24 protein-coding genes and 1 tRNA gene are annotated in these 25,202 nt (G+C 33.6%); 20 read left to right on the top strand and 5 right to left on the bottom strand.

Going from position 1 to position 25,202, the window contains the following annotated elements; all coding sequences use genetic code 11:
• The first annotated feature begins 9 nt into the window (after positions 1-9).
• From IW18_RS17105 to IW18_RS17010, 20 genes are all read left to right on the top strand, one after another.
• The gene (locus IW18_RS17105; RefSeq protein ID WP_041519146.1) at positions 10-462 is read left to right on the top strand and encodes a GNAT family N-acetyltransferase; all 453 of its coding nucleotides are present in this window, start codon (positions 10-12) and stop codon (positions 460-462) included.
• Positions 462-2,075 carry a glycoside hydrolase family 3 protein gene (locus tag IW18_RS17100; RefSeq protein WP_041519145.1) on the top strand — a complete coding sequence of 538 codons (1,614 nt, stop codon included), beginning with the start codon at positions 462-464 and terminating at the stop codon, positions 2,073-2,075. The genes IW18_RS17105 and IW18_RS17100 overlap by 1 nt, the downstream gene beginning before the upstream one ends.
• Before the next feature lie 124 nt (positions 2,076-2,199).
• On the top strand, positions 2,200-2,838 hold the full coding sequence (locus tag IW18_RS17095) for a peroxiredoxin (protein ID WP_041519144.1): 639 nt from the start codon (positions 2,200-2,202) through the stop codon (positions 2,836-2,838).
• A gap of 216 nt (positions 2,839-3,054) precedes the next feature.
• The gene (locus IW18_RS17090; RefSeq protein WP_041519142.1) at positions 3,055-3,363 is read left to right on the top strand and encodes a thioredoxin family protein; all 309 of its coding nucleotides are present in this window, start codon (positions 3,055-3,057) and stop codon (positions 3,361-3,363) included.
• Positions 3,364-3,470: 107 nt separating this feature from the next.
• Positions 3,471-3,728 carry a DUF6952 family protein gene (locus IW18_RS17085; RefSeq protein WP_017495510.1) on the top strand — a complete coding sequence of 86 codons (258 nt, stop codon included), beginning with the start codon at positions 3,471-3,473 and terminating at the stop codon, positions 3,726-3,728.
• A gap of 432 nt (positions 3,729-4,160) precedes the next feature.
• The gene (tpx, locus tag IW18_RS17080; RefSeq protein WP_041519140.1) at positions 4,161-4,658 is read left to right on the top strand and encodes a thiol peroxidase; all 498 of its coding nucleotides are present in this window, start codon (positions 4,161-4,163) and stop codon (positions 4,656-4,658) included.
• A 9-nt stretch (positions 4,659-4,667) separates the two neighbouring features.
• Positions 4,668-5,042, top strand: a complete 375-nt coding sequence (locus tag IW18_RS17075; protein ID WP_041519138.1) for a diacylglycerol kinase family protein — start codon at positions 4,668-4,670, stop codon at positions 5,040-5,042.
• An 18-nt stretch (positions 5,043-5,060) separates the two neighbouring features.
• Positions 5,061-7,514 (top strand): DNA translocase FtsK, encoded by a 2,454-nt coding sequence (locus IW18_RS17070; protein ID WP_041519137.1) that lies wholly within the window; start codon positions 5,061-5,063, stop codon positions 7,512-7,514.
• 7 nt (positions 7,515-7,521) lie between these two features.
• Entirely contained in the window at positions 7,522-8,214 is a 693-nt protein-coding gene (locus IW18_RS17065; protein ID WP_052480211.1) for a LolA family protein, read from the top strand.
• A 7-nt stretch (positions 8,215-8,221) separates the two neighbouring features.
• A complete protein-coding gene (locus tag IW18_RS17060; RefSeq protein WP_041519136.1) occupies positions 8,222-9,676 on the top strand; it encodes an LptF/LptG family permease in 1,455 nt (484 codons plus the stop codon).
• 2 nt (positions 9,677-9,678) lie between these two features.
• Positions 9,679-10,812, top strand: a complete 1,134-nt coding sequence (ribB, locus tag IW18_RS17055; protein ID WP_041519135.1) for a 3,4-dihydroxy-2-butanone-4-phosphate synthase — start codon at positions 9,679-9,681, stop codon at positions 10,810-10,812.
• 1 nt (position 10,813) lies between these two features.
• A complete protein-coding gene (locus tag IW18_RS17050; RefSeq protein WP_041519134.1) occupies positions 10,814-11,212 on the top strand; it encodes an acyl-CoA thioesterase in 399 nt (132 codons plus the stop codon).
• Positions 11,213-11,363: 151 nt separating this feature from the next.
• Positions 11,364-11,451 (top strand) — tRNA-Ser (locus tag IW18_RS17045).
• 260 nt (positions 11,452-11,711) lie between these two features.
• A complete protein-coding gene (locus IW18_RS17040) occupies positions 11,712-12,935 on the top strand; it encodes a site-specific integrase (protein WP_041519133.1) in 1,224 nt (407 codons plus the stop codon).
• A 590-nt stretch (positions 12,936-13,525) separates the two neighbouring features.
• Entirely contained in the window at positions 13,526-14,284 is a 759-nt protein-coding gene (locus IW18_RS17035) for a metallophosphoesterase (RefSeq protein WP_041519132.1), read from the top strand.
• A 131-nt stretch (positions 14,285-14,415) separates the two neighbouring features.
• Positions 14,416-15,405 carry a MarR family transcriptional regulator gene (locus tag IW18_RS17030; protein ID WP_041519131.1) on the top strand — a complete coding sequence of 330 codons (990 nt, stop codon included), beginning with the start codon at positions 14,416-14,418 and terminating at the stop codon, positions 15,403-15,405.
• Positions 15,399-16,163, top strand: coding sequence for a nucleotidyl transferase AbiEii/AbiGii toxin family protein (locus IW18_RS17025; protein WP_041519130.1), 765 nt, complete (start codon positions 15,399-15,401; stop codon positions 16,161-16,163). The genes IW18_RS17030 and IW18_RS17025 overlap by 7 nt, the downstream gene beginning before the upstream one ends.
• Before the next feature lie 237 nt (positions 16,164-16,400).
• The gene (locus tag IW18_RS17020; protein ID WP_083558753.1) at positions 16,401-16,619 is read left to right on the top strand and encodes a type II toxin-antitoxin system Y4mF family antitoxin; all 219 of its coding nucleotides are present in this window, start codon (positions 16,401-16,403) and stop codon (positions 16,617-16,619) included.
• A 5-nt stretch (positions 16,620-16,624) separates the two neighbouring features.
• Positions 16,625-16,957, top strand: a complete 333-nt coding sequence (locus IW18_RS17015) for a HipA N-terminal domain-containing protein (protein WP_041519127.1) — start codon at positions 16,625-16,627, stop codon at positions 16,955-16,957.
• Positions 16,950-17,903, top strand: coding sequence for a HipA domain-containing protein (locus tag IW18_RS17010; RefSeq protein WP_041519126.1), 954 nt, complete (start codon positions 16,950-16,952; stop codon positions 17,901-17,903). Before IW18_RS17015 ends, IW18_RS17010 begins: the two co-directional genes overlap by 8 nt.
• 379 nt (positions 17,904-18,282) lie before the next feature.
• Here the strand turns inward: IW18_RS17010 and IW18_RS17005 are convergent, their stop codons facing one another.
• The 5 genes from IW18_RS17005 to IW18_RS16985 all read right to left on the bottom strand — a co-directional run bounded on the left by IW18_RS17005 (position 18,283) and on the right by IW18_RS16985 (position 25,185).
• Positions 18,283-19,272 (bottom strand): glycoside hydrolase family 43 protein, encoded by a 990-nt coding sequence (locus IW18_RS17005; protein WP_041519124.1) that lies wholly within the window; start codon positions 19,270-19,272, stop codon positions 18,283-18,285.
• Positions 19,273-19,510: 238 nt separating this feature from the next.
• Complete coding sequence (locus tag IW18_RS17000; protein ID WP_041519123.1) at positions 19,511-20,686, bottom strand: aldose epimerase family protein; 1,176 nt, start codon at positions 20,684-20,686, stop codon at positions 19,511-19,513.
• A 74-nt stretch (positions 20,687-20,760) separates the two neighbouring features.
• A complete protein-coding gene (locus IW18_RS16995) occupies positions 20,761-21,789 on the bottom strand; it encodes a glycoside hydrolase family 43 protein (protein ID WP_041519121.1) in 1,029 nt (342 codons plus the stop codon).
• Between the two features lie 364 nt (positions 21,790-22,153).
• On the bottom strand, positions 22,154-23,965 hold the full coding sequence (locus tag IW18_RS16990; RefSeq protein WP_041519119.1) for a glycoside hydrolase family 2 protein: 1,812 nt from the start codon (positions 23,963-23,965) through the stop codon (positions 22,154-22,156).
• Between the two features lie 191 nt (positions 23,966-24,156).
• A complete protein-coding gene (locus tag IW18_RS16985; RefSeq protein ID WP_041519117.1) occupies positions 24,157-25,185 on the bottom strand; it encodes a glycoside hydrolase family 43 protein in 1,029 nt (342 codons plus the stop codon).
• Between the last annotated feature and the right edge of the window lie 17 nt (positions 25,186-25,202).

Below are 25,202 nucleotides of genomic sequence, written 5' to 3'. Positions count from 1 at the left end.
TTATTTACTATGACTAGCTTAAAACGAACAAACTCTGACGATATCGATTTTATAAATCTGGTAGTTTTATTAGATCAGGATTTAGCTATTAGAGATGGCGAAGATCATGCTTTCTATAATCAGTTTAATAAAACGGATAAAATCAAACATGTTATCGTTTTTTACGAAAATAATATTGCTGTTGGTTGTGGTGCTTTTAGAGAAAAAGAAAATGACAGCGTCGAAATCAAACGTATGTTTGTGCATCCTGACTATCGCAAAAAAGGAATTGCATCAGCCGTTTTGGCCGAGTTAGAACGTTGGGCCAAAGAAGTAAACTACACTTATACTATTCTGGAAACAGGCAAAAATCAGCCCGAAGCCATTAATTTATATCAAAAACAAAATTACACTATAATTGCAAACTATCCTCCTTATGAAAAAATGGATAATAGTGTTTGCATGAAAAAGACTTTACAATAATGAATATTACAGCTCAAACCTTAAAACAAAAAGTGGGACAATTCTTTTTTCCTGCAGTTTTCATCAACGATACCGAAGAAAATATTCAGGAAACTGAACGTTTAATAAAAGAACACAACATTGGCGGTTTGACTTTTTTTCACAGCCGTGCGAGTGCTGCTACGAATTACGAAAGCAAGAAGAAAATTGTTTTTAATGATGATAGTTATCAAAAAATAAAAGATTTGATTGTTCGCTATCAAAAAGTTGCTCCTACTCCACTTTTAATTAGTATTGATGCCGAATGGGGTTTGGCTATGCGCATCGAAAAAACACCCCAATATCCGTATGCAATTACGCTTGGTGCGTTACCTGAAAACAAATCAGCTTTAGCTTATGAGGTTGGAAAACAAATTGCTTTAGACTTAAAAGCAGCCGGAATTCAATATAATCTATCGCCTTTGGCAGACATTAACAATAACCCGAATAATCCGGTTATTGGCTATCGCTCTTTTGGCGAAAACAAAGAAAAAGTAGCCAATTTTGCAGTTGAATATTTAAAAGGAATGTCCGATGTTGGAGTTTTAGGCTGTTTGAAACACTTTCCCGGGCACGGAAACACTAATGTAGATTCACATTTAGGATTACCTATTTTAAATGAAACGCTGGAAGAATTAATGACAAATGAACTATATCCATTTATTAAAGGAATCGAAAATAATGTCGATTCGATTATGATTGGACATTTAGCTGTACCGAGTTTAAATGACGGAAAAAATACGTCGGCTACTTTATCAAAACCTATTATCGAAACACTTTTACGCGAGCAATTAGGCTACGATGGTTTGATAATTTCTGATGCCTTAAACATGCACAGTGTTTCTAAACTATATGAAACAAAAGGTGAACTGGAATGGGAAGCCTTCAATGCGGGAAATGATGTTTTATGCTTTGCTGAAAATGTTCCAGAAGGTATTGAAGCGATTCTTAAAAATGCTTCACCAAAACGCATCGACGAAAGTTTTAATCGAATCATGAAAGCCAAAGAAAAAGTTGGAATTCTTTCTGAAAACAATTTCACTTCGGGAACATTAGATTTCGAAAAAACTTCGGCATTAAATCTTGAAATCGCTAAAAATTCAATTACCAAAATCATTGACAATTCGAATACTGAGTTAGTTTTTGAATCTCAAAAAGAACACAAATTAGCCAAATTGAGTTTATATAAAGGTGTTGAAAATATATTCTTTAAAACTTTAAATTCAAAACTACAATCTCCAGAATTTGCTTTTGAAAGTTTAGAAAATTCTGATATTTCATTTCTTAAAAATGAATTAGAAAATTTCGAGACTATTATCATTTCATTATTTGTTCCGAAAGCAAAGCCAATGAATAATTTTGAAATTAATGATGAAGTTTTAGAATTACTATCTTATTTGCTTCAAAGCAAAAAATGTATTGTTTACGTTTTCGGAAATCCATATGTTTTGCCAATTATTCCTAATCTTACAAAGGCTTCAGGACTTATTCAGGTCTATCAGGATTTTGAAGAATTTCAAAAAACAGCTGGAATTCAATTTTTAGAAAATATTCCATGCAGTGGCATTCTTCCCGTAAATATTGACATACAATAACTTACACTTTGAAATAACTAAAAACTATCAACTTATAAATATTAATAATCACATCTTATTGTAAGTACCCTTACTTATACCCTACTTTTGCACCAGAAATAATTTTAACTTTAAAACGAAAAATATGTCTTTAGTAGGAAAAAAATTCCCAAGTATTGCAGTAGATGCTATCTCAGAAATGGGTGATAACTTGAAAATCAACATCTTTGAAGAAGCAGTAAACAACAACAAAAAAGTATTATTGTTTTGGTACCCAAAAGATTTCACTTTTGTATGCCCTACAGAATTACACGCCTTTCAAGCTGCTTTACCAGAATTTGAAAAAAGAAATACTATCGTTATCGGAGCTTCATGCGACACAAACGAAGTACACTTTGCTTGGTTAAATACTCCAAAAAACAACGGTGGAATCGAAGGTGTAACTTATCCAATCTTGGCTGATACAAACCGTAACTTATCTAACATTTTAGGAATTTTAGATATCGATTCTACAGAATACAGCGAAGAAACTGATTCAGTTATCATCGAAGGTTCTAATGTAACTTATAGAGCTACTTACCTTATTGACGAAACTGGAAAAATCTTCCACGAAAGTGTTAACGATATGCCATTAGGTCGTAACGTAAACGAATACTTACGTATGGTTGATGCTTACACTCATATTCAAGAAAAAGGTGAAGTTTGTCCTGCAAACTGGGAAGCTGGAAAAGAAGCTATGTCTGCAGACAGATTAAGCACTGCTGAATACTTAAGCGCAAACTAATTTCTTATAGAGGTACAAAGGTTCATAGGTACAGAGCTGCAAAGTTTTTTTGTTGCTAAAATTTTCCTTTGAACCTTTGATACTTTAAATCTTTTTAAAAAGTTTTAAAAGTCCATAGGTACAGAGCAACAAAGGAAATTTGTTGTCTTGTTCAAAAAGTTGTAAAAACTTTGTCCCTGTGAACCTTTGCCACTTTGAACCTTAAAAACAAAAAACATGTTAATCGACTTAAACGAAGATACGTTAGCAGATTTAGTTGCTAAAAACGAAAAAGTAGTAGTACAATATTCAGCTTCATGGTGTGGAAATTGCCGTATTATGAAACCAAAATTCAAAAAATTAGCCACAGAAAACGAAGCTATCACTTTTGTTTTGGTTGATGCTGAAAATTCTCCGGAATCAAGAAAATTAGCCAATGTAAGCAACTTGCCTACTTTTGCTACTTTCGTAAACGGAAAATTGGTTGGAGAAACTCAAACCAATAAACAAGAAGTTTTAATCGACTTGGTAAACGCAATTGCGTAATGAGATTAGTTAGACTTACTTAGATTTTTAGACTTCTTAGATGTTGTCTAAACTTCCAAAAAAGTCTAAGAAGTCTAAGAATGTCTAAAAATCAAAGAAATCTAATTATGAAATTACCCGTAATAAAGCAATTAACCCAATTCATCGAAGAAAACGATCAGGATTACATCATTGAAACGATCGAAGTTCTGGAAGCAATGACAGAAATTCCATCTCTAAAAGATGAAGAACTAGATGTAATTGGCGAATTAATTTCAAATATGTATGGTGCACTTGAAGTACACAAAATGGTAGTTCAAGGTACAGACAAAAAAGAAGCTCTAAATGCGTTTATGAAACGTGTTTTAGGTTCTATCGATAAATAATCGAGCATTACAAATAAAAAAACATGACTTAAAAAACGCTTTCATTCCAAGAGGGCGTTTTTTTTATGCATTACTATTGCGCTTTGAGCGAGTAAACCATTTTCAGTCTCACTTAACCGTTTTCAACCCAATCTTGTCATCTCGACGGAGGAGAGATCACACTAGAAACTCCACACAGTGATTCCATTATTCTGGTCGAGTTTCTTTGTCCAGCTAATTGTGCGATCTCTCCTCCGTCGAGATGATAAAAACGAGAAAAAAAACCGATCTGAACCTATAGTAATCCCTGTCATCCGTACACTATACATACCCAAAACGCAGTTATCTCTCTATAATCAAATTCACATCTTAATCTATACTTAAAGCCACAACAAATACTTTTAGATTCAAATATTAATCCTTACTTTTGAACCTCATTAAAAATTAACAATCATGGCTTCAATAACATTAGGAGGAAATCCAGTTCATACTTCAGGCGAATTACCAACAGTTGGATCACAACTAGCTGATTTCAAATTAGTACAAAACGATTTATCAATTGCTTCATTAAGCAACTTCGCAGGAAAAAAATTAGTTTTAAACATTTTCCCAAGTGTTGATACAGGAACTTGTGCAACTTCTGTTAGAAAATTTAACGAAAGTGCCAGCAATTTAGAAAACACTACTGTTTTATGTATTTCTAGAGATTTACCATTTGCTCAAAAACGTTTTTGTGGAGCTGAAGGATTAGAAAATGTTGTTAACTTATCTGATTTTCAAGCGGGAGCTTTTGGTAAAGCAAACGGTTTAGAAATCGTTGACGGACCATTAACTGGTTTACACTCAAGAGCTATTATTGTTGTTGATGAAAACGGAAAAATCACGCATACAGAACAAGTTGCTGAAATAGCTAACGAACCAAATTACGAAGCAGCTTTAGCAGCACTATAATACCAATAAATGGAATTTCAAAAAGATAATACTTTTGTTACAGGCCGACTTAAAAGCATGACTTATGCTTTTAACGGTGCCGTAAAACTTATTCGAACAGAACACAGCATTATGGTTCAATTCTCATTGGGAATTATAATGACCATTGCCGGATTCTATTTTCATATTTCACAAACTGAATGGCTTTGTCAAACCTTAGCAATTGGTTTAGTTTTAAGTATTGAAGGATTGAACACAGCAGTCGAAAAAATTGCTGATTTTATTCATCCTAATTATCATGAAAGAATCGGTTTTATTAAAGATATTGCCGCAGGAGCAGTATTTTTTGCCGCATTGACAGCAATAGCAATAGGCTTGATTATTTATATACCAAAATTTGTATAGGCAATAGGAAACGCAAGAATGGCAAAAACAACCAAAAAAGAAACTTCAGACAAAAAAAACGAATCAAAAGCTGAGACATTAAAATCTTGGAAACTAACCAAACAACAAAAATTTGTTTTGGGATGCCTTTTGGTACTCTTTTCAGTTGCATTATTAGTTGCATTTATTTCTTTTTACGTCAACGGACAATGGCAATCTGACCAAAGTGCAGTAAGCCAGATTGGAGATCGTACAGAAATTGTAGAGAACTGGCTTGGAAAATTCGGAGCCTATCTCGCTGATATTATAGTATACAGAGGTTTCGGTCTTGCTTCTTTTGTATTAGTTCGTTTATTTTTCTTAACCGGATTATTTCTAGCTTTAGAAATGTCAACCAAAAAACTAAAAAGCATTTGGTTTTGGGATTTATTTGCCATCATTATTGTTTCTGTTCTATTTGGATTTTTTGCCACTTCAGCTCCTGAATTAGGCGGAACAATTGGTTATGAACTTAATTTATTTCTTCAGGATTACATTGGAAAAACAGGAACTTTATTGACCCTGCTTTTTGGTTTAATCATTTATCTGATCTTTAAAATTAAATTATCACCTGAAAAAATTCAGTCATATTTTGATTCTACTAAAAAAGAATTCAAATCAGAATTAAATTCTATAAAAACGCCTCAACAACCTGAAAGCGCATACAATTTAGAAGAATTTGCTATCGAAGAAGATCCTGAATTAGACCACATTCACTTAAAAACTCAGGACACTCAATTCGAAATCAACAAAGAAGCTTTAAAACCAACTATTTCAAATTCATCAGAAATAGATTTGAATCCGGTTGTAAAACCAGTTCAAATGGATATCAAACCAGTGACAGTAGCTCCTACTACAGTTCACACGGAAGAATTTGTTATTGAAAAAGCTGAAGAAGAAGATATTATCGAAGAAAATCTGGCTTCTCGTTTAGTAGCTGATTTTGGATTATTTGACCCTACTTTAGATTTATCAAATTACAAATTCCCAACAATCGATTTATTAAAAGAATATTCGACTGGAGGAATTACTATTAATCAGGAAGAATTAGAAGAAAATAAAAACAAAATTGTAGATACACTTCGTAACTACAAAATTGAAATTGCACAGATTAAAGCTACTGTTGGTCCATCGGTAACTTTATATGAAATTGTACCGGAAGCAGGAATCAGAATCTCTAAAATTAAAAGTTTAGAAGACGATATTGCTTTATCACTTTCGGCATTGGGAATTCGTATTATTGCTCCAATTCCTGGAAAAGGAACTATTGGTATTGAGGTTCCAAACAAGAATCCAACTATGGTTTCAATGAAAAGCGTTATTGGATCGGCTAAATTTCAGGAAGCTGAGATGGAGCTTCCAATTGCATTGGGTAAAACAATTTCAAACGAAACTTTTGTTGTCGATTTAGCTAAAATGCCTCACTTACTGATGGCAGGTGCTACAGGACAGGGAAAATCTGTTGGACTAAACGCCGTATTAACTTCTCTTTTATACAAAAAGCATCCAGCTGAAGTAAAATTTGTTTTGGTTGATCCAAAAAAAGTAGAGTTAACGTTATTCAACAAAATTGAAAGACATTATTTAGCCAAACTTCCTGATACTGATGATGCTATCATTACAGATAATGCAAAAGTTGTAAACACATTAAATTCCCTTTGTGTAGAGATGGACAATCGTTACTCTTTATTAAAAGACGCGATGGTTCGTAATATCAAAGAATACAACGATAAATTTAAAGCTAGAAAATTAAACCCTGAGGCAGGACACCGTTTTTTACCTTATATTATATTAGTAGTCGATGAGTTTGCCGATTTGATTATGACTGCCGGTAAAGAAGTCGAAATTCCAATTGCTCGTTTGGCTCAATTGGCGCGTGCTATTGGTATTCACTTAATTATTGCAACCCAAAGACCATCTGTAAACGTCATTACAGGTTTAATTAAAGCCAATTTCCCTGCGAGGATTGCCTTTAGAGTAACTTCAAAAATTGACTCCAGAACGATTTTAGATACTCAAGGAGCAGATCAGTTAATTGGTCGAGGAGATTTATTGTACACCAATGGAAATGATGTTGTTCGTGTACAATGTGCTTTCATTGACACTCCAGAAGTCGAAAAAATCACTGATTTTATTGGCTCACAAAAAGCATATGCCACAGCTTATTTACTTCCTGAGTTCGTTGGGGAAGAAACTGGCATCAATCTTGATGTTGATATTTCCGATAGAGATACCTTATTTAGAGAAGCTGCAGAGATTATTGTCAATGCACAACAAGGTTCTGCTTCATTATTGCAAAGAAAATTAAAATTGGGTTACAACAGAGCCGGTCGTTTGATCGATCAGCTGGAAGCAGCAGGAATTGTTGGACCTTTTGAAGGCAGTAAAGCAAGAAGTGTGAACATATCTGACTTAAGTTCTCTTGATCAATTTTTTAATAATGAACAAAATTAACCCCATCATGAAAACAAAAATTCAGGAAATCCACACCAATTCTATTACTAAGATGACTAAAAAGTGCTTACAAATTGCAGTTTTATTGCTTTTAAGCTTCACTTCTATTCAGGCTCAGGATAAAAAAGCAAAAGATTTATTGAACGAAGTAACTTCAAAAATAAAAAGCTACGACAATATTGTTATCGATTTTAAATACTCTTTAAACAACGCTAAAGAAAATATCAACCAAGACAGCAAAGGAAATGTAACTATGAAAGGAAATCAATATGTATTGAATTTTATGGGAGTTACAAAAATTTTTGATGGTCAAAAAACATATACAATTAATCCGGAAGACGAAGAAGTTACTGTTTCTAAAGTAAACGAAAAAGACGATAATGCTATTACGCCTTCAAAAATGCTTACTTTTTTCAACTCAGGCTACAAATACAATATGGATATTGTTCAAAATGTTAAAGGAAGAAAAATCCAATACATTAAATTAGCACCTACAAATTCTAAAGATCAAAGAAAAGAGATTCTTTTAGGTATCGATGTTCAAACAAAACACATCTATAATTTGATTGAAACAGGAAAAAATGGAACAAAAACCACTTTAACGGTTAATTCTTTCAAAACCAATCAGCCTTTATCAAAAAATCAATTTACATTTGTAGCGAGCAAATACCCAAAATACTACATCAATAAATTAGACTAATTCAAGGTTGAAAATTTTAGACAAATACTTACTAAAAACATTTCTGATTACATTTACTACGGTATTCGTAATCCTTTTTTTTATATTCATACTTCAAACCGTTTGGCTCTTTATTTCAGAACTTGCTGGTAAAGATTTGGATTTATTATTGGTTGTAAAATTCCTGTTATTCTCGATGCCCAGGATCATTCCTTTGGTTTTACCATTATCGGTTTTACTGGCATCCATAATGACTTTTGGAAATTTAGCCGAAAACTACGAATTCGCAGCTATGAAATCTTCCGGGATATCACTTCAAAGAGCAATGCGAGGTTTAATCGTATTTATATTTGTACTAAGTATTGTCGCTTTTTGGTTTGCCAATAATGTGATCCCTTACGCGGAATATAAATTTATGAATTTCCGAAAAAACATTGCCCAAGTGAAGCCAGCAATGGCAATTGCCGAAGGTCAATTTAACGACGTTGGCTTTTATAATATTAAGGTTAATAAAAAATCTGGTGAAAATGGAAATGTTTTAACCGGTGTTACAATTCACGAAAAACCAAGTGGCAGCGGTGAAAACAAAACTGTTATTAAGGCCAAAAGTGGAGAATTAATGAGTAACGAAAAATCCAGTATTTTAAAATTAGTTTTAAATGACGGATACTACTATCAAGATGTTACTCCAAAAAAATATGAAGATCGTGCCAAATTGCCTTTTATAAAAGGGGCTTTTAAAAAGCAAATCATCAATATTGACTTATCTGAATTAAATAAAGTTGATGAAAACCAAGAGAATATGGAAAGCACCAACACGATGCTAAATGTTAATGAGTTACGTTATACTTTAGACTCTTTAAGCAAAAACTTGGATAATGAAATAATCTCTTTTTCAGAAAACATCAATCAACGTGTTGGAATTAGAAAATCCATATCACCAATAAAATCAGATATAAAAAAGAAACCTTTACCGGACAATCTTTTATCTTTATATGATAACAAACAAAAATCGGATATTTTAAGAATGGCTACTAGTAATGTAACTAGTAATATTTATTCTATTGAAACAACCCAAAAAGACTTAAGAGATAAGGAACGAGAAATAAACAAACACTTAACCGCTTTATACGAAAAGTTTGTCATTGCTTTTGCCTGTTTTTTAATGTTTTTCATTGGAGCGCCATTAGGTGCAATTATCCGAAAAGGAGGACTTGGCTTACCGATTGTCTTTGCCGTTTTGATTTTTATTACTTTCCACTTTATAAATACTTTTGGAAAAAGAGTCGCACAAGAGGGCGGAATGACTCCGTTTATGGGTTCATGGATGTCTTCTTTTGTATTGTCACCATTGGCTATATTATTAACGTATCGTGCAACAAACGATAACGGATTAATAAACTTTGATGCAATTACTACTCCAATATCGCAACTATTTCAAAAAATTTCCAAGCGGTTTTTTCCTGCTCAAAATCAAAAATAACTATGTCAACAACAAAAATACAACTGAATACCATTGAAGAAGCTATAGAAGATATTCGTCAAGGTAAAGTAATCATTGTAGTCGATGATGAAGATCGTGAAAATGAAGGTGATTTTTTGGCTGCGGCCGAAAAAGTAACTCCTGAAATGATCAATTTTATGGCGACTCACGGACGTGGATTAATTTGCGCTCCATTAACTGAAAGCCGTTGTAAAGAATTGGATTTAAGACCAATGGTTACCAATAACACTGACCATATGGAAACTGCATTTACGGTTTCAGTAGATTTAAAAGGACACGGCGTAACGACTGGAATTTCTGCATCTGACAGATCTAAAACTGTTTTGGCGTTGACAGATTCAAACATTAAACCACATGAATTGGCAAGGCCTGGACACATTTTTCCATTGGTCGCAAAACAAGGTGGTGTTTTAAGAAGAACCGGCCATACAGAGGCTGCAATTGACTTTGCTAGACTGGCTGGATTTAAATCAGCTGGAGTTATTTGCGAAATCTTAAACGAAGACGGAACTATGTCACGTTTACCGGAATTAGTAAAAGTGGCGAAGAAATTTAATTTAAAATTAGTTTCTATTGAAGATTTAGTTGCATACAGAATGCAACACGATAGCTTGATCGTTAAAAAAGAAGACTTTGATATCGAAACTCGTTTTGGAACTTTCAGACTAAGAGCGTACGAACAAACTACAAACAAACAAATTCATATTGCTTTAACTAAAGGAACTTGGAATCTTGGGGAACCAATTTTGACAAGAATCAATTCTTCGCAAGTAAATAATGACTTATTAGGCACTTTGACTAATAATGCAGAACAACAATTAGACGATATGTTTAAGGTGATTAACGAAAATGGAAAGGGAGCTGTTTTGTTTATCAATCAGGATATGACTGCTGTAAATCTTTTAAATAGAATTGCAGAACTTAAAACATTGCAGGCTGAAGGTATAATGAAAGCACCAAAAGTAATTATTGACAGTAAAGATTACGGAATTGGAGCTCAAATCTTGCATGATATTGATATTTCTAAAATTAGATTAGTTTCTAATACAGAGCAAACAAAACGTGTTGGAATGATTGGTTACGGACTTGAAATTACTGAATACGTAAGCTACTAATATGGGGACATTAGAAGAAAGAATCATAAAATCAGAAACGCATATTTTTAAAGCAGTTTTTCCGAGTACAACAAATCATTATGATACTTTATTTGGAGGTACAGCGCTTCATCTTATGGATGAAGTTGCTTTTATTTGCGCAACAAGATTTAGTAGAAAGAAGGTTGTAACGATTTCAACTGGTCAAATTGACTTTAAAAAAGCAATTCCTGCCGGAACTTTAATCGAATTGGTAGCCAAAGTAGTGAGCGTTGGAAGAACGAGCTGCAAAATTCACGTTGATATTTTTATGGAGCAAATGTATTCTGAGCTTCGCGAAACCGTAGTTTCAGGAACTTTTTCGTTTGTTGCAGTAGATGAAAACAAAAAACCAGTGCCCGTTTTGGACGACTTAGAATAATTTTTCTAAAAATATCTTTTTCATAAATACTGATAATTAGACACTTGAAAGTTATTTCAAAAGAACCTAAAAAAAAGTCTAAAAAAAGTTTTGAGAACCGGAAAAGCGTCTTATATTTGCACTCGCAATCAGCAAATGATCGCGACATACTGGAGAAATGGCAGAGCGGTCGAATGCGGCAGTCTTGAAAACTGTTGACTGTAACAGGTCCGGGGGTTCGAATCCCTCTTTCTCCGCCAGTAGAAGTTTCAGAAGAAACTTTAAAAGTCAAAAGCCTTTAAACACTAGTGTTTAAAGGCTTTTTCGTTTTTACACACTTTTCAAAAAGCACATGTTTTATCAAAGAATGGTGGCACAATTAGTGACCCACTTTTTTTGAGATCTTTTTTCTCAAAATTGGACCACTAAAACAAAAGAATTCCCCGGGAATTCCCTGCTGTTAATGGGCTCTCTTAAAATTATTAATTCAATTTGATTATTAATTTTAAAACTAGATAACATGTTAAAAACAATTTTTCTGCTAAAATCCGGCAGAGTTAACCGCGACGGAGAAAGCTCTATTATCCTAAGACTTTCTTATAAAAACAAAATAATTACAATCGCGTCGGGAAAATTTATCTCGAAAGAAAAATGGATCCAGACAAACCACCTGAAAAATACACTGAAAGCGGAAAAAGAGAAGGTAATTAAAAGCTCTCTTGAACTTATGCAGCTCAATGCCGAAAAAAAGTTTACTGAACTCTTCAGAATTGATCCCGAAGTTGACCTAGATTTACTAAAAGCTGAACTCACAGGAAAAGTCAAAATCGACCAACCTGAAGGCCCAACCATAATTGAGATTATGGACACTTACAACTTATTTTTCACCAAAAGAGTCAATTCTGGAGAACGCGCACCGGCTTCACTGCAGAAGTACAAAAGAGCAAAGGATTTACTTTTGGATTTCATCACCAGCACCTACAAAAAGGAAGATCTGCTCGCATCTGAATTATCAAGCTCGTTTGTCTTTAAATTGGAGCAGTATCTTAAATATGAGAGCAGTTTTAAAGACCAGACAGGTATCAAAAACAATTCGGTGGTAAAATATATGAAAATGTATAAAACTGCATGCAATTACGCCATTAAAATGGACTTGATCATAAAAAACCCATTCAACATTTATGACGGCAGGCTGAGCATAAAAGATGCTGTTTTCCTAACCCAGCAGGAACTGAATACAATCGAGAACAAAATATTTCCAACTCCCCGTCTGGAAAAGGTGAAGGATATATTCCTTTTCAGCTGCTACACAGGTTATGCCCCTGTCGATGCCTTGGAGCTGACCGAAAGAAACTTATCAGAAGATTCGACAGGAAATTTATGGATTATGACCAGCAGAGCGAAAACTGCCATCAGGGCCAATGTCCCGGTACTGCCTACCGTTGAGAAAATTATTTCTAAATATAAAAATCAGCAGAAAGGTCTTATCCCGAAAATATCCAATCAGAAAATGAATGCCTATCTAAAGGAAATCGCTGATGTCTGCGGCATAGACAAACATCTTACATGGTATGTTGCCAGACATACTTTTGCCACTACAGTCACTCTAGGAAATGGAGTAAGACTTGAAAACGTATCTGCTATGATGGGGCATACCAACACCAAACAGACTCAGCATTATGCGAAAGTTTTGGATGTGAATATAATGGAAGATATGGAGAAACTGAAATCTAAGTTTAAGTGATTTTTTTTATAAAGGAGCTCCTGAATTTGAAACCTCTTAAAGAACTTCAATCCATTTAGAACAAAAATACCATTTGAAATATATCACAAATTTTGCAGTACATTTCCAATTGCGTCCGCAGTGCGGACGCAATTGACATGGACACAAAAAGTATATTCTTTTTAGTTTTTAAAACTAATCCTGTTTACTAATTTTAACACAACCGAATATACAAATTTAAACACATTCATATTTACCAATTGAACGGCAGTGAATTGTTTTCGGAATTAGCGCGACGAGGAAACCCAGTTGGGGAAAACAATTTTATCTTAGGCAATTTAGACAAAAACGATTGATTTTTTACATTATGATGAGAAATCCTATTCTTATGATTTACAATTTATTCAGGATATCAAATTTTTAGTTCAAATTCGATTGACAAAATTGACAAAAAAGATAAAATTTCAATTGAACCCACCAATATGAGTATCTTCGTAAAGGATAAAAAATAAACAATGCAATAAGTATTAATATTTCAAAAAAATATTAAATTGTAAAAGCGATTGCGATAAATTAACTATTGTTGATTAAAAATAAAACCTGTTTTGTAAATGAAAATCCAATACTGCTCAGACCTCCATCTAGAGTTCCCAGAGAACAAAAAACACATAGTTGACAATCCTATAAAACCAGAAGCAGATATTCTAATTTTAGCTGGAGATATAGTTCCATTCGCTATAATTGATAAACATCAAGATTTCTTCGACTATATTTCTAGTAATTTCAAAATGACTTTCTGGATACCAGGAAATCATGAATATTACTATTATGACATTGCTAAAAAAAGTGGTTCTTTAGATATCCAAATCCGAGAGAATATAATTTTAGTAAACAACTGTATGAAAGAAATTTTGGGTGTAAATATTATTTTTTCTACCCTTTGGTCAAATATTTCAGAAACAAGGCGGTGGCTAATTCAACAAAGCCTTTCCGATTTTAAAGTAATTAATTTTACTGAGAGATTATTAAATGTTGATGATTACAATCTATTACACCAAAAAAGTGTAGAATTTTTACAAAACGCATTAAATGAAAAATCAAATAAAAAAACAGTTGTTGTAACCCATCATGCGCCAACATTTATTAACTATCCTGAGAAATATGCCAATAGCAATATCAATGAAGCTTTTGCTTCGGAATTAGAAAAACTCATTGAAGGTAGTAATATTGATTATTGGATTTACGGACACCATCACGTCAACCTTGCTGATTTTGAGATTGGAAATACAAAACTAATAACCAATCAATTAGGATATATTAAGTACAATGAAAATACAGGATTTAATGATAAAGCTATTATTTCGATATAAACTGATTTCTTTTATACAATAATCGCTGTACTTTATTCATTAATAAATTAATTTTCAATATAATAAACCTATATTTGCACAATAAACCTATGTGGTTTATTGTTAATTTTATTAGTTTATTCTAATTTATTATGGAAAAATTAAAAGACTATATCCAACAAATACTTGGCGTACAACTCGAAATAAAAGAGTTGCAAAATGAACAATTGAATAAGTTGCCTTTTATATTCAAGAGCAATTTTAAATTCTATAGCACTACTTTAAGTAATCACGAATTAATTTTATTGGAACTTAATAAAGAAGATACTCTCAATGCAAGCCAATTGAGAAAGCAAATAGTAGAAATTCAAAAAAAGCTTGAAAAAAGAATAATTATAGTTACTGATACTATAAGCGCACTAAATCGTAAACGACTAATAGAGCATAAAATCAGTTTCATTATTCCTGGGAAGCAAATGTATCTAACAGAATTATTAATAGATATTCAAGATTACGAGAAAGAAAAGGAATTTAAAAAATCTTTCTTGTTACTGCCCTCAGCTCAGCTAATCTTACTATATCAAATTTTACACAAAGACGATAATTTAAGCCAATATACATTCAAAGAACTAGCAGAAAAGTTACAATACACCCAAATGGGAATAACTAAAGCAATAGAAAATCTGAGAAGATTAGCGATAGTGAAAGTTGAAGGAACAAAAGAAAAGAATATTATTTTCGAAAAAGACCTGCAAAAGCTTTGGGGAGATAGTGAACGATTATTAATTAACCCAGTTATGAAAACTGTTTATGTTGATGAAAAGCCAAAAGGATTATTAAAATCTAATACAACTGCACTAGAAGAATATACGGATATGAATCCAAGTGCATTAGAATATTTTGCTATAGAGAAAAAACAATTTTACGAGTTAGAGAAAAACAATAAGTTAGTTAATCTGAATAATGAAAATGGAAATTTTGCATTAGAAGTTTGGAAATACAATCCGGAACTAATCACAAAAGGAATCACAAAGAAAAATAATGTAGATCCACTGTCTTTATATTTAAGTTTAAAAGACAGATTTATTGACGAAAGAACAGATATGGCATTAGACCAAATAATTGAAAAATACATATGGTAAGAGGTTTAGAAATTTTCAGACAACACTTTAAAGAATTCACAGACAACTATATTATCATTGGCGGAACCGCTTGTGATATTGTTATTAATAATGTAGGACTTACACCAAGAGCAACAAAAGACATCGATATCATTTTAGTAATCGAAGCTTTAAGTCCTGAATTTGCAACTCACTTTTGGGAGTTTATTAAACAAGGAAATTATGAAGTAAAAGAAAAAAGCGAAGAAGACCGAAAATACTATCGTTTTCAAAAACCTCAAGTAGAAGAATTTCCATTTCAAATTGAATTGTTTTCAAGAATCCCAGATTTGTTAGATTTAGAAGAACAAGCACATCTAACGCCAATTCCAGTAGATACCGAAATTTCAAGCCTTTCAGCAATATTAATGGATGATGATTATTACAATTTTACAATCAAACATAGCCAATTAGATAACGACATCCATTTAGCCAATACAGAGGCTTTAATAGGTTTAAAAGCAAAAGCATTCCTAGATTATAAAACCCGAAAAGAGAATGGAGAAAAGATTGATGAAAGACAGTTACGTAAGCACAAAATAGATGTATTCAGATTGTTATTATTATTAACACCTGAAGATAATTTCACAATTCCTACAAGTGTAAAAGCAGATATAGCAAATTTTACCGAAGCTGTAAAAACAGATTTACCAGATAAACAAATTTTTAAAGAAATGGGTGCTGGAAATGTAAACGTAAAAGAATTATTTGAGCAATTAATTAAGGTTTTTAATATTTAATAAAAATAAGCAAAGTATCTGTCAAAAATAAAAAACTTTAGAAATTTTAAAGGAGTATTATTTAATGTAAAACTCTCAACAGCGTTGAGAGAAATTCGCCCTAAGATAATCAATACATTAAAAGACAGCTTAATAAACATTATATGTTTAAAGATATAATTAACAATTACACACACATTTTATATGTTTAAGCATATAAATTATTATATTTGCTTAAATTCGTTGTAAAAGCATATAATTATGACACTTGCAGATTTTGTAAAAGAAAAAAGAAAAGAAGTAAACCTAACACAAGAGGCTTTTGCTGAGCGTGCTGGAGTAGCGCTAACTGTAATCCGAAAAATTGAACAAGGGAAAGAAAACCTTAATCTGGAAAAAGTAAACCAAGTACTCAAAATGTTTGGACATACCCTGGCACCAGTTAATGCAAGAGAATTATCCAAAACCAATAAATAGTAAGGATGAGAAAAGCGGCTATATACTATAAAGACCTCTTAGCAGGAATACTCACAGAAACTGACGAAGGTGAGTATGTTTTTCAATACGAAGAAAAACATATTAAAGAGCATCCAAAGCAGTTTCTCACGTTTACTATGCCGGTAACCCCAAAACCTTATAGCGACAAACGTCTATTTCCTTTTTTTGAAGGATTAATTCCTGAAGGATGGCTATTAGATATTGCTTCAAAAAACTGGAAAATCAATCAAAATGACCGCATGGGCTTGCTTTTAGCATGTTGCCATAACTGTATCGGAGCTGTAAGTGTCCAACCAATACCACAGGAAAATGAATAATAAAAAGTGCTTATATTGTTACAAAGTATTGGATGAAAATACAACCGGAGATTTTCACGAACAGTGCAGTCTGGATTTTTTCGGAACCAAACAGCAGCCATTATTTGAACATTCTCTGAAACAAATGGTTGAATTGGCAAAAAATGTAGTAGAAAGAAGCATAGCTGTTCCAGGAGTGCAACCTAAGCTTTCCTTATCATTAATAGATGACACTATTCAGGAAGGAAACAAAGGACGTCTTACCGTAGTGGGTGCTTTAGGAGGGAATTATATTTTCAAACCACCATCCGATCACTTTCCCGAAATGCCAGAAAACGAACACCTAACGATGCGTATTGCTGAAGCCTTCGGCATAAATGTAGTAAAATCAAGTTTGATACGGTTGCAATCAGGAGAGCTTTCTTATATTACAAAACGTATTGACAGAACAGATTCAGGAGAAAAAACCCATATGCTAGATATGTTCCAAATTACCGAAGCTTTTGATAAATACAAAAGCTCAATGGAAAAAATAGGCAAAGCTCTTAACGAGTATTCAGATAATACTTTGTTGGATAAAGTTTACTTTCTGGAATTAGCTATTTTCAGCTTTTTGACAGGAAACAACGACATGCATCTTAAAAACTTCTCCATGATAAATATAGGGGATAAATGGACATTAGCCCCAGCATATGATCTCCTAAACGTAGCTATAGTCAATCCAGACGATACCGAAGAACTCGCTTTGACTCTTGAAGGAAAAAAGAAAAAGATCAAATGGGAAAATTTCGAACGATTAGGTAAAATGTTAGAGTTAAACGACAAACAAATTGGAAGTATTAAAAAACGTTTCTTAATGAACAAAAACATAGCCATTCAATGGATTGATAAGTCATTCTTATCAGAAGAGTACAAAGAAAAATATAGAGCACTTTTGGAAGACAGATATATCATACTTCTTCAATAAAAATTATCAAATCAAACACTATTTTTTAAATTTTACCACAACTAAAACCTTTAGCAGGTTTAAAAAAAATCTAATAATTGAAAATGTAGGAGAGAAAGGGTTCCGAGCTTATGGTTCGAATCCTGCTCTCCCTATCACTAAAAGGGTAATGTTGTGAAATTAATTTACCCACAATTGTTTTAATTTTAAAAAGGCCATTTTAAGAATGGAATAAGAAGTCCGAAAATCCAATAATCTAATTATACTTTCAAAAAGTAAAAATCAACACTTTAAGTTTTATAAAAAACCTTTAAAAAGTTAATTAAAATTTATTTTTAAAGAAAGTAGTGATGTGGAGAAACCTCTCAATGGTAATTTGCATCCTATCAAAATTCCTTTTTTAATTATTCAAAAAACTAAAACTATTATTAACTGCTTTTAATTCATTCCCTACAAACTCAACATCAATAATGGCGGCTTTTCGAGGAGAAACAGCGCTTTTACTAAAATGCGTATGCAACACATAATGCATTTTTTGATCTTTGTCCCAAAAAATATCTCCATGACCAATTCCGTTTTGACTGGTATTTTTTCGACTAATAATTGGACTATCTTTTGATTTTTCCCAAGGCCCAAACGCACTTTTACTCGTAGCGTAACCAACCGCATAATCAATATTTCTAAAATCATTTGCCGAATAAATCAGATAATACAAACCGTTGTGTTTTAAAACCGTTGGTCCTTCTGTAACCGGCCAATTTGTATTTTCAGTATTCTCCCAAGGCAAAGTTCCGGAGATACATTCTGTTAGCGTTTCTGGTTTAATACTTTGAAGATCATCATTTATTTCCGCTGCAAAAATTCGGTTTCCGTTTGTTAATTTCACAAAATATAAATATTTTTTTCCGTTCTCATCGATAAAAACAAACGGATCAATCTGATTTCCTGTTTTAATAATTGGTTCTTTAGTTTCACTCTTAAACGGCCCTAGCGGACTATCACTAACTGCTGTAGCAATGTTTTCATTGGCCGTATAAATCATATAAAATTTGTTTTTATACGAAAGAACCTGTGGTGCCCAAAAACCTTTATCTCCATAAGAATCTCCTTTTTTCAAAGCCAGACCATTCTGCGCTCCAACCGGCCCTTTCCAATCTTTTAAATCCGATGACGTATACACCTGAAAACCTTCGCCATTTGGGATATTTCCTGATGTCGTGCCGTATAAATAATAAACCCCATTATTATAAAAAATGGTAGGATCTGCCAATAAAATGGTGTTTTTTTTAGTTTCTTCTTTGACTTCTTCTTTAGGTTTATCTGTATTTTTTTCCTGCGAGCAGGCTGCAAAAACGCAGAGTAATGTAATTACGCTTAATATTTTTTTCATGTTTTTTGGTTTTAGATTTTATAGGAATGTTTTTTTTTAACCGGAGAACGAAACTTTTTTTTTCAAGGGATTAAAATCCCTTGCTACAAAACAAATCATTCCTCCGGAATTTTTTAAAAAGTTCCAGAGGAACGAAATATATTGCTATGATGGATTTTAATCCATCATAGCAATTAGAATTTGTCATTTTTTCATTCTCCATCCTCCCATTCTCTCATTTTCTAATTATCTAATTCTCTCATTTCACAGAAAACTGATAATAAGAAACCGTATGATATTTTTGTCCCGGTTTTAAAACAATCGGTGCAAATTTTGGCTGATTGGGTGCATCCGGAAAATGTTGTGTTTCTACAGCAAATGCCGTTCTAAAATCATCTTTCGAACCTGATTTAAAGGTGTTTTTAGACTGCATAAAATTTCCGCTGTAAAATTGCAATCCGGGTTCTTCTGTAAAAACATCCATTATAATGCCTGATTTGTCTCCAGAAATTGTTGCGGCATGATTCAATCCGTTTTTCTTTGTTCCGTTAAGAACGTAATTGTGATCGTATCCTTTTCCGAATTTTAACTGCTTATCTTTGGTTTCAATTCGCTCTCCAATAGTATGTTTTGAAGTAAAATCAAATGGTGTATTTTTTACCACTTTCAATTCTCCACTCGGAATCAAACCTTCATCAACCGGTGTAAATTCATTGGCATAAATTTGTAATTCATGATTTAAAATCGTGCCGCTTCCTTCTCCATTCAAATTGAAAAAAGCGTGATTGGTTAAATTAACAACGGTAGTTTTATCAGTCGTCGCTTCATATTCCATTTTTACCGAATTATCCTCCGTAATTGTGTAAGTCACTTTTACCTTCAAATTCCCTGGAAAACCTTGTTCTCCATCTGGCGAAACATAACTAAAAACCAAAGTATTTTCGTTGGTTTTAACAGCATCCCAAACCACATCCTGAAAACCTTTTATACCTCCATGCAACGCATTTTTCCCATTGTTTAGCGAAACCTGATATTGTTTTCCCTTCAATGTAAATTTTCCCTTTGCAATTCGGTTTCCAACTCTTCCGATAGTTGCTCCAAAATAAGGTTCTGTTGCATTTTTAAAGCCAGTTGCACTATTCATTCCAACAACAACATCGGTTGGTTTTCCATTTTTATCAGCCACCCAAAGTCCCACTAGTCTTCCTCCATAATTGGTAAAAGCCGCTTTGATTCCTTTGTTTTCTATCCAAAATAAATTGACTTTTTTACCATCAATTATGGTGTCAAAGTTTTTAGTTTCTAAAACTGTTTTTGCCGAATCTGCTATTTTTTCAGCAGTTTCTTTTGATGCTGCATTTTCTTTTTTAGCGTCTTTACAATTAAACTGAAAAAGTGCCAGCATGATAACAGCCGCTATCTGAGTATTTCTCATTTTTTATATCATTGCGAGGAAGACCTGTTCGCCGGAGCGAAAGCAATCATCCTCTGATTAGTATTTATTGTTTTCTAATTTGATGGCAGCGCCAATTTTGTTGCTTCGCTTACAGGTTCTCCTAAAACTGGAAATCCGTTTGCATCCCAATCGATTTTCTGCATTCTTGGTGATCTTTTATTGCCGCATCCTTCTCCCGGATTCGAATTGGCGTGGTATAAAATCCAGTCTTCTTTTCCGTCAGGAGATTTAAAGAAAGAATTGTGTCCCGGTGCATAGACTTTGTTTTTATCAGATTGTTTAAAAATAGGTTCAGGCGATTTTTTCCATGCCGATGCATCTAATAAATTGTCTCCACCATTAAAAGTTAATAAACCCAAAGCGTAGAAATCGGTCCAGCAACCGCTCGCCGAAAACACTATGAATATTTTACTGTTTCTGGACAAAAACTGAGGTCCTTCATTTACATTTACCTGTGCCGGATTGATATCATCATGCAAAGCCCCGTGTGTTTCCCAATCGTTTGTTGGCGCAGAAATCATAACACGATCCCCTTCTATTTCAAGCGGATTTTTCATTTTGGCAATATAAATATTCTGCTGTCCGTTAGTATTGCCTTCCCATCCTGCCCAAATCATGTACAGCTGTTTTTTGTGTTCAAACACATTTCCGTCAATTGCCCATTTATCGGTTTTAGCAGCAATTTTTCCTTTAAATTCAAAACTCCCTTTAAACGGATCTGATGATTTATTTTCTAAAACATACATTCTGTGATTGTTGTTGTCACCATTATCCGCTGCAAAATAGCAATACCATTTTCCGTTTATGATATGAAATTCAGGCGCCCAGATATCTGCCGAATAATCGGTTCCTTTTGGAGCTGTCCAAATAACTTTACTTTCAGCATTTTTCAGATCAGATAAATCTTTTGTTTTCCAAAGTTCTAATCGATTCTGTAAAGTATTCGTGTAATAGTAATATCCTTTATAATACGTGCTATATGGGTCTGCACCCGATGGCAAAATGGGATTTGTGAATGTTTTTTGCTGTGAATATCCGGTTGAAACAACCACTAGTAAAAATAGTAATAGGTATTTTTTCATTTATTATTATTGTTGTTGTTGTGTGTGTGTTTAAGCACAAATTGATAAACGTATTTTTGTCATCACATTTCCCCAAAAGTTGAAACTACGGGCTATGCTTTATCCCTATGTTTAAAAACTTATTTCTTTTACTTTCTCTTTTTTTTCCAAAAAACCTATGTTTCGATGTGTTTAATAGCATTTAAACAGTTATTTACTTTTCTTAAGTAAACTTGTCAAACATAGCCCGTGGTTGAAACCACAGGCTATGTTTGAATATAGAAATTAAATCAGGTTACAACTTTAAAATTAAACTTTTACAAAAGTTCCTTACATTCTTGGTTTGAAACTTTGACAAAGTTTACTCAAACTAGAAAACTCTTATTTAATGTTTTAAAGCATCAATCACCTCTCTATTAATTTTATTTATAGCTTTAAAATCCATTTTATCTACTTTTCTGTCGTAGGTCATGAAACCATTTACTTCTCCTTCTACATCTGTTGTTTGAGTATAAACTGCTGCCGAAAATCCTGTTTTTACATAGTTTTTCAGGATTTGAGCATATTTAATATACTCCGCTGTTACTTCACTTTCATTTTTAAATTTAATGTACCCCCAGTTGTCATTTGCTCTCCATAAATGACCTTCGAGTGGCAAACCAATTCCGCCGTATTCTCCTAAAACAGTGACTCTTCTGGCATCATACAAATACATTTCCGGTCCAGGATAATTGTGTAAATCAAGAATATCTCCGGTTTGAAAATGATTTCCTCCACTTGATGAATTGGTTAAACGGCTTGGATCGTGATTTTTTGTCCATTCGGTAATTTCTACCGTTTTAAATTGTCCCCAGGCTTCGTTAAACGGAACCCAAACAACAATACTAGGATAAGAATACAAATGGTCCATTATTTCTCGCCATTCTTTTCTATAGATTTCTTCTGATTTTGCTGAACGCTGCAATTCGGTTCCTTCAAAGTATTTTCTGTTTTGCCAAAGCGGCTGTTCGTCTCCGCTTGGCATATCCTGCCAAACCAAAATCCCTAACTGATCGCAGTGCGTGTACCAACGTTCCGGTTCGACTTTTACGTGTTTACGAATCATATTAAAACCTAATTCTTTTGTTTTAATAATATCGTATTTCAGAGCTTCGTCTGTTGGCGCCGTATACAAACCGTCTGGCCACCAACCCTGATCTAATGGGCCAAACTGAAAATAATCTTTGTTATTTAACTGCATTCTCACAATGCCGTTTTCATCTCTTTTTGATGCAATTTTTCGCATCGCAAAATAACTTTTCACCTCATCAACCACTTTATTATTACTAATTAAACGAATTTTTGTCTGATACAAAAACGGACTTTCCGGCGACCATAATTTAAGGTTATTTAATACGATATCATTGCTTTCGCCAATAACCGCTTTTTCTTTGGCGATTGCTGCATCGCCATCAAAAACAGTAATTTCGACTAAATCTCCGGCTTCCGCACCCGCAACATCTGCTTTGATTCTTATCGTATTCTGATCAATATTTGGAGTTGTTTTTAGTGCTGTAATATTTTTCGCATTTACCGGTTCTATCCAAACCGTCTGCCAAATTCCGGTTACCGGTGTGTACCAGATTCCTTCAGGATTTTTCACTTGTTTCCCTCTTGGTTGTGGACCATCATTTGACGGATCCCAAACTTTCACCACCAGTTTTTGATTTTTTCCTTTTTGTATAAAAGGCGTAATATCAAACGAAAATGGAGTGTAACCTCCTGTATGCGAACCTACTTTTATATCATTAATAAATACTTCTGTTTTCCAGTCTACGGCACCAAAATGCAAAAGGATATTTTTACCGTTCCAGTTGGATTCAAGCGCAAAATGGGTTTCATACCAAAGTTCATTTTTTGCTCCCACATCTTTCATCACACCGGACAAACTGGATTCTACCGCAAACGGAACCAAAATTTGCCCGTCATATTTTGAAGGTGCTTTTTTTCCAAATTCCTGAATGGCATAATTCCACAAACCATTTAAATTTTTCCATTGGCTGCGCTCCATAATCGGGCGGGGATATTCTGGTAATGTTTTATTAGGATCAACCTGCTCCGCCCATTTTGTTTTGATTTTATCTCCCTGTGGTTTCCATTGTGCATGAACCAGACAGCTTATAAAAAGCGCCAGTAAAACAGTTGTTTTTTTATTCATTATATCTTGTTTTGTGCAATGCTTCTAAAAATTATTGCCATTTCAATTTCTTCTTTACTAAATAAATTACCAGACTATATCCACATAGCCTGGTAATTTCAAACACTAACTTAACTAACCATTTTTTTGAGTTATGAGTTTGGAGTTATGAATTATGAATTGACCCCAATCCTCACTCATAACTCATAATTTCATAACTTTTTAACGAGGCCAAATTTCTTCACCAAACCATCGTATTCTTTTTTCGAAATGGTGATCATACAACCATGACGAACTTTTTCAGGAAAACTGTATTTATCCCAATCGGCAAAAAAGGTGTAACCTGAAGCTTGAAACCAAGGACCGTTTAGGTTATCTGCAATCGATAATCCGTAAGAAACTCCCGGATATTGCTCGTAATACATGTACCATATTTTATCATCCGGAGAAGGAATCAGCATTGGCGCTTCTCTAAAGTTGGGACTAATCGATTGTTGGGGCAAAGAATAAGGTCCTAAAAGTGATTTTGATTTGGCGATTCGGATGGTTTTTCCGGTTGTCCAGTATAAAGTTGGATAGGTTTCATCTTTAATTACAGCGTAATACGAATCACCTACTTTACGGATAAAAACATCTATGGTTCCCATATCCCAGTCGAACAAACGTTTTGGTGCTCCTTCGAAAGTTTTTAAGTCTTTAGACAAAACATACAAAGTTCGCTGACTTGCCCAATAACGTTCCGGATCTTCTTTTGTACCATCAAGATGCGGCGTGTGCCAGGTCATGATAAACTTTTCTGAGTCTTTGTCGTAGTATAATTTTGGGGCACCAATTCGTTGTAAAGCGTTCGAATAATCTGGCGTGCTTTTTAAATCCGGCGTATAATCTGAGTATTTTTTCCACGTAATTAAATCCTCTGAAACCCAGATATTGATTGTTTTTGCATCGTCGCCAGTGTTTCCTGCAATGTAGTATTTCCCGTCCGGCCCTTTGCAGATATCGGGATGTCCTTTGTAATCTTCAAAAACTCTTTTTCCGCTGTTTAAGTTTTCCCAATGCAAACCATCAAGACTAACAGAGTAATACAATCTGCCGTAATCGTTGTGCGTCATATGCGCAAAAAGATAGGCTTCATTTTTAGGTTTTTCATTTCCTTTTACTTGTCCCGGCGGATCTGGCTGTTGCGCTTTCGCGGAAAATCCAATCCAGAATATTCCCAGAAAAATAAGCTTCTTTATCATATTTATCGGTTTTAAAA

This window comes from Flavobacterium hibernum, from assembly GCF_000832125.1.
GTDB classification, from domain to species: Bacteria; Bacteroidota; Bacteroidia; order Flavobacteriales; family Flavobacteriaceae; genus Flavobacterium; species Flavobacterium hibernum.
This window is presented reverse-complemented; position numbering and strand designations above follow the sequence as displayed.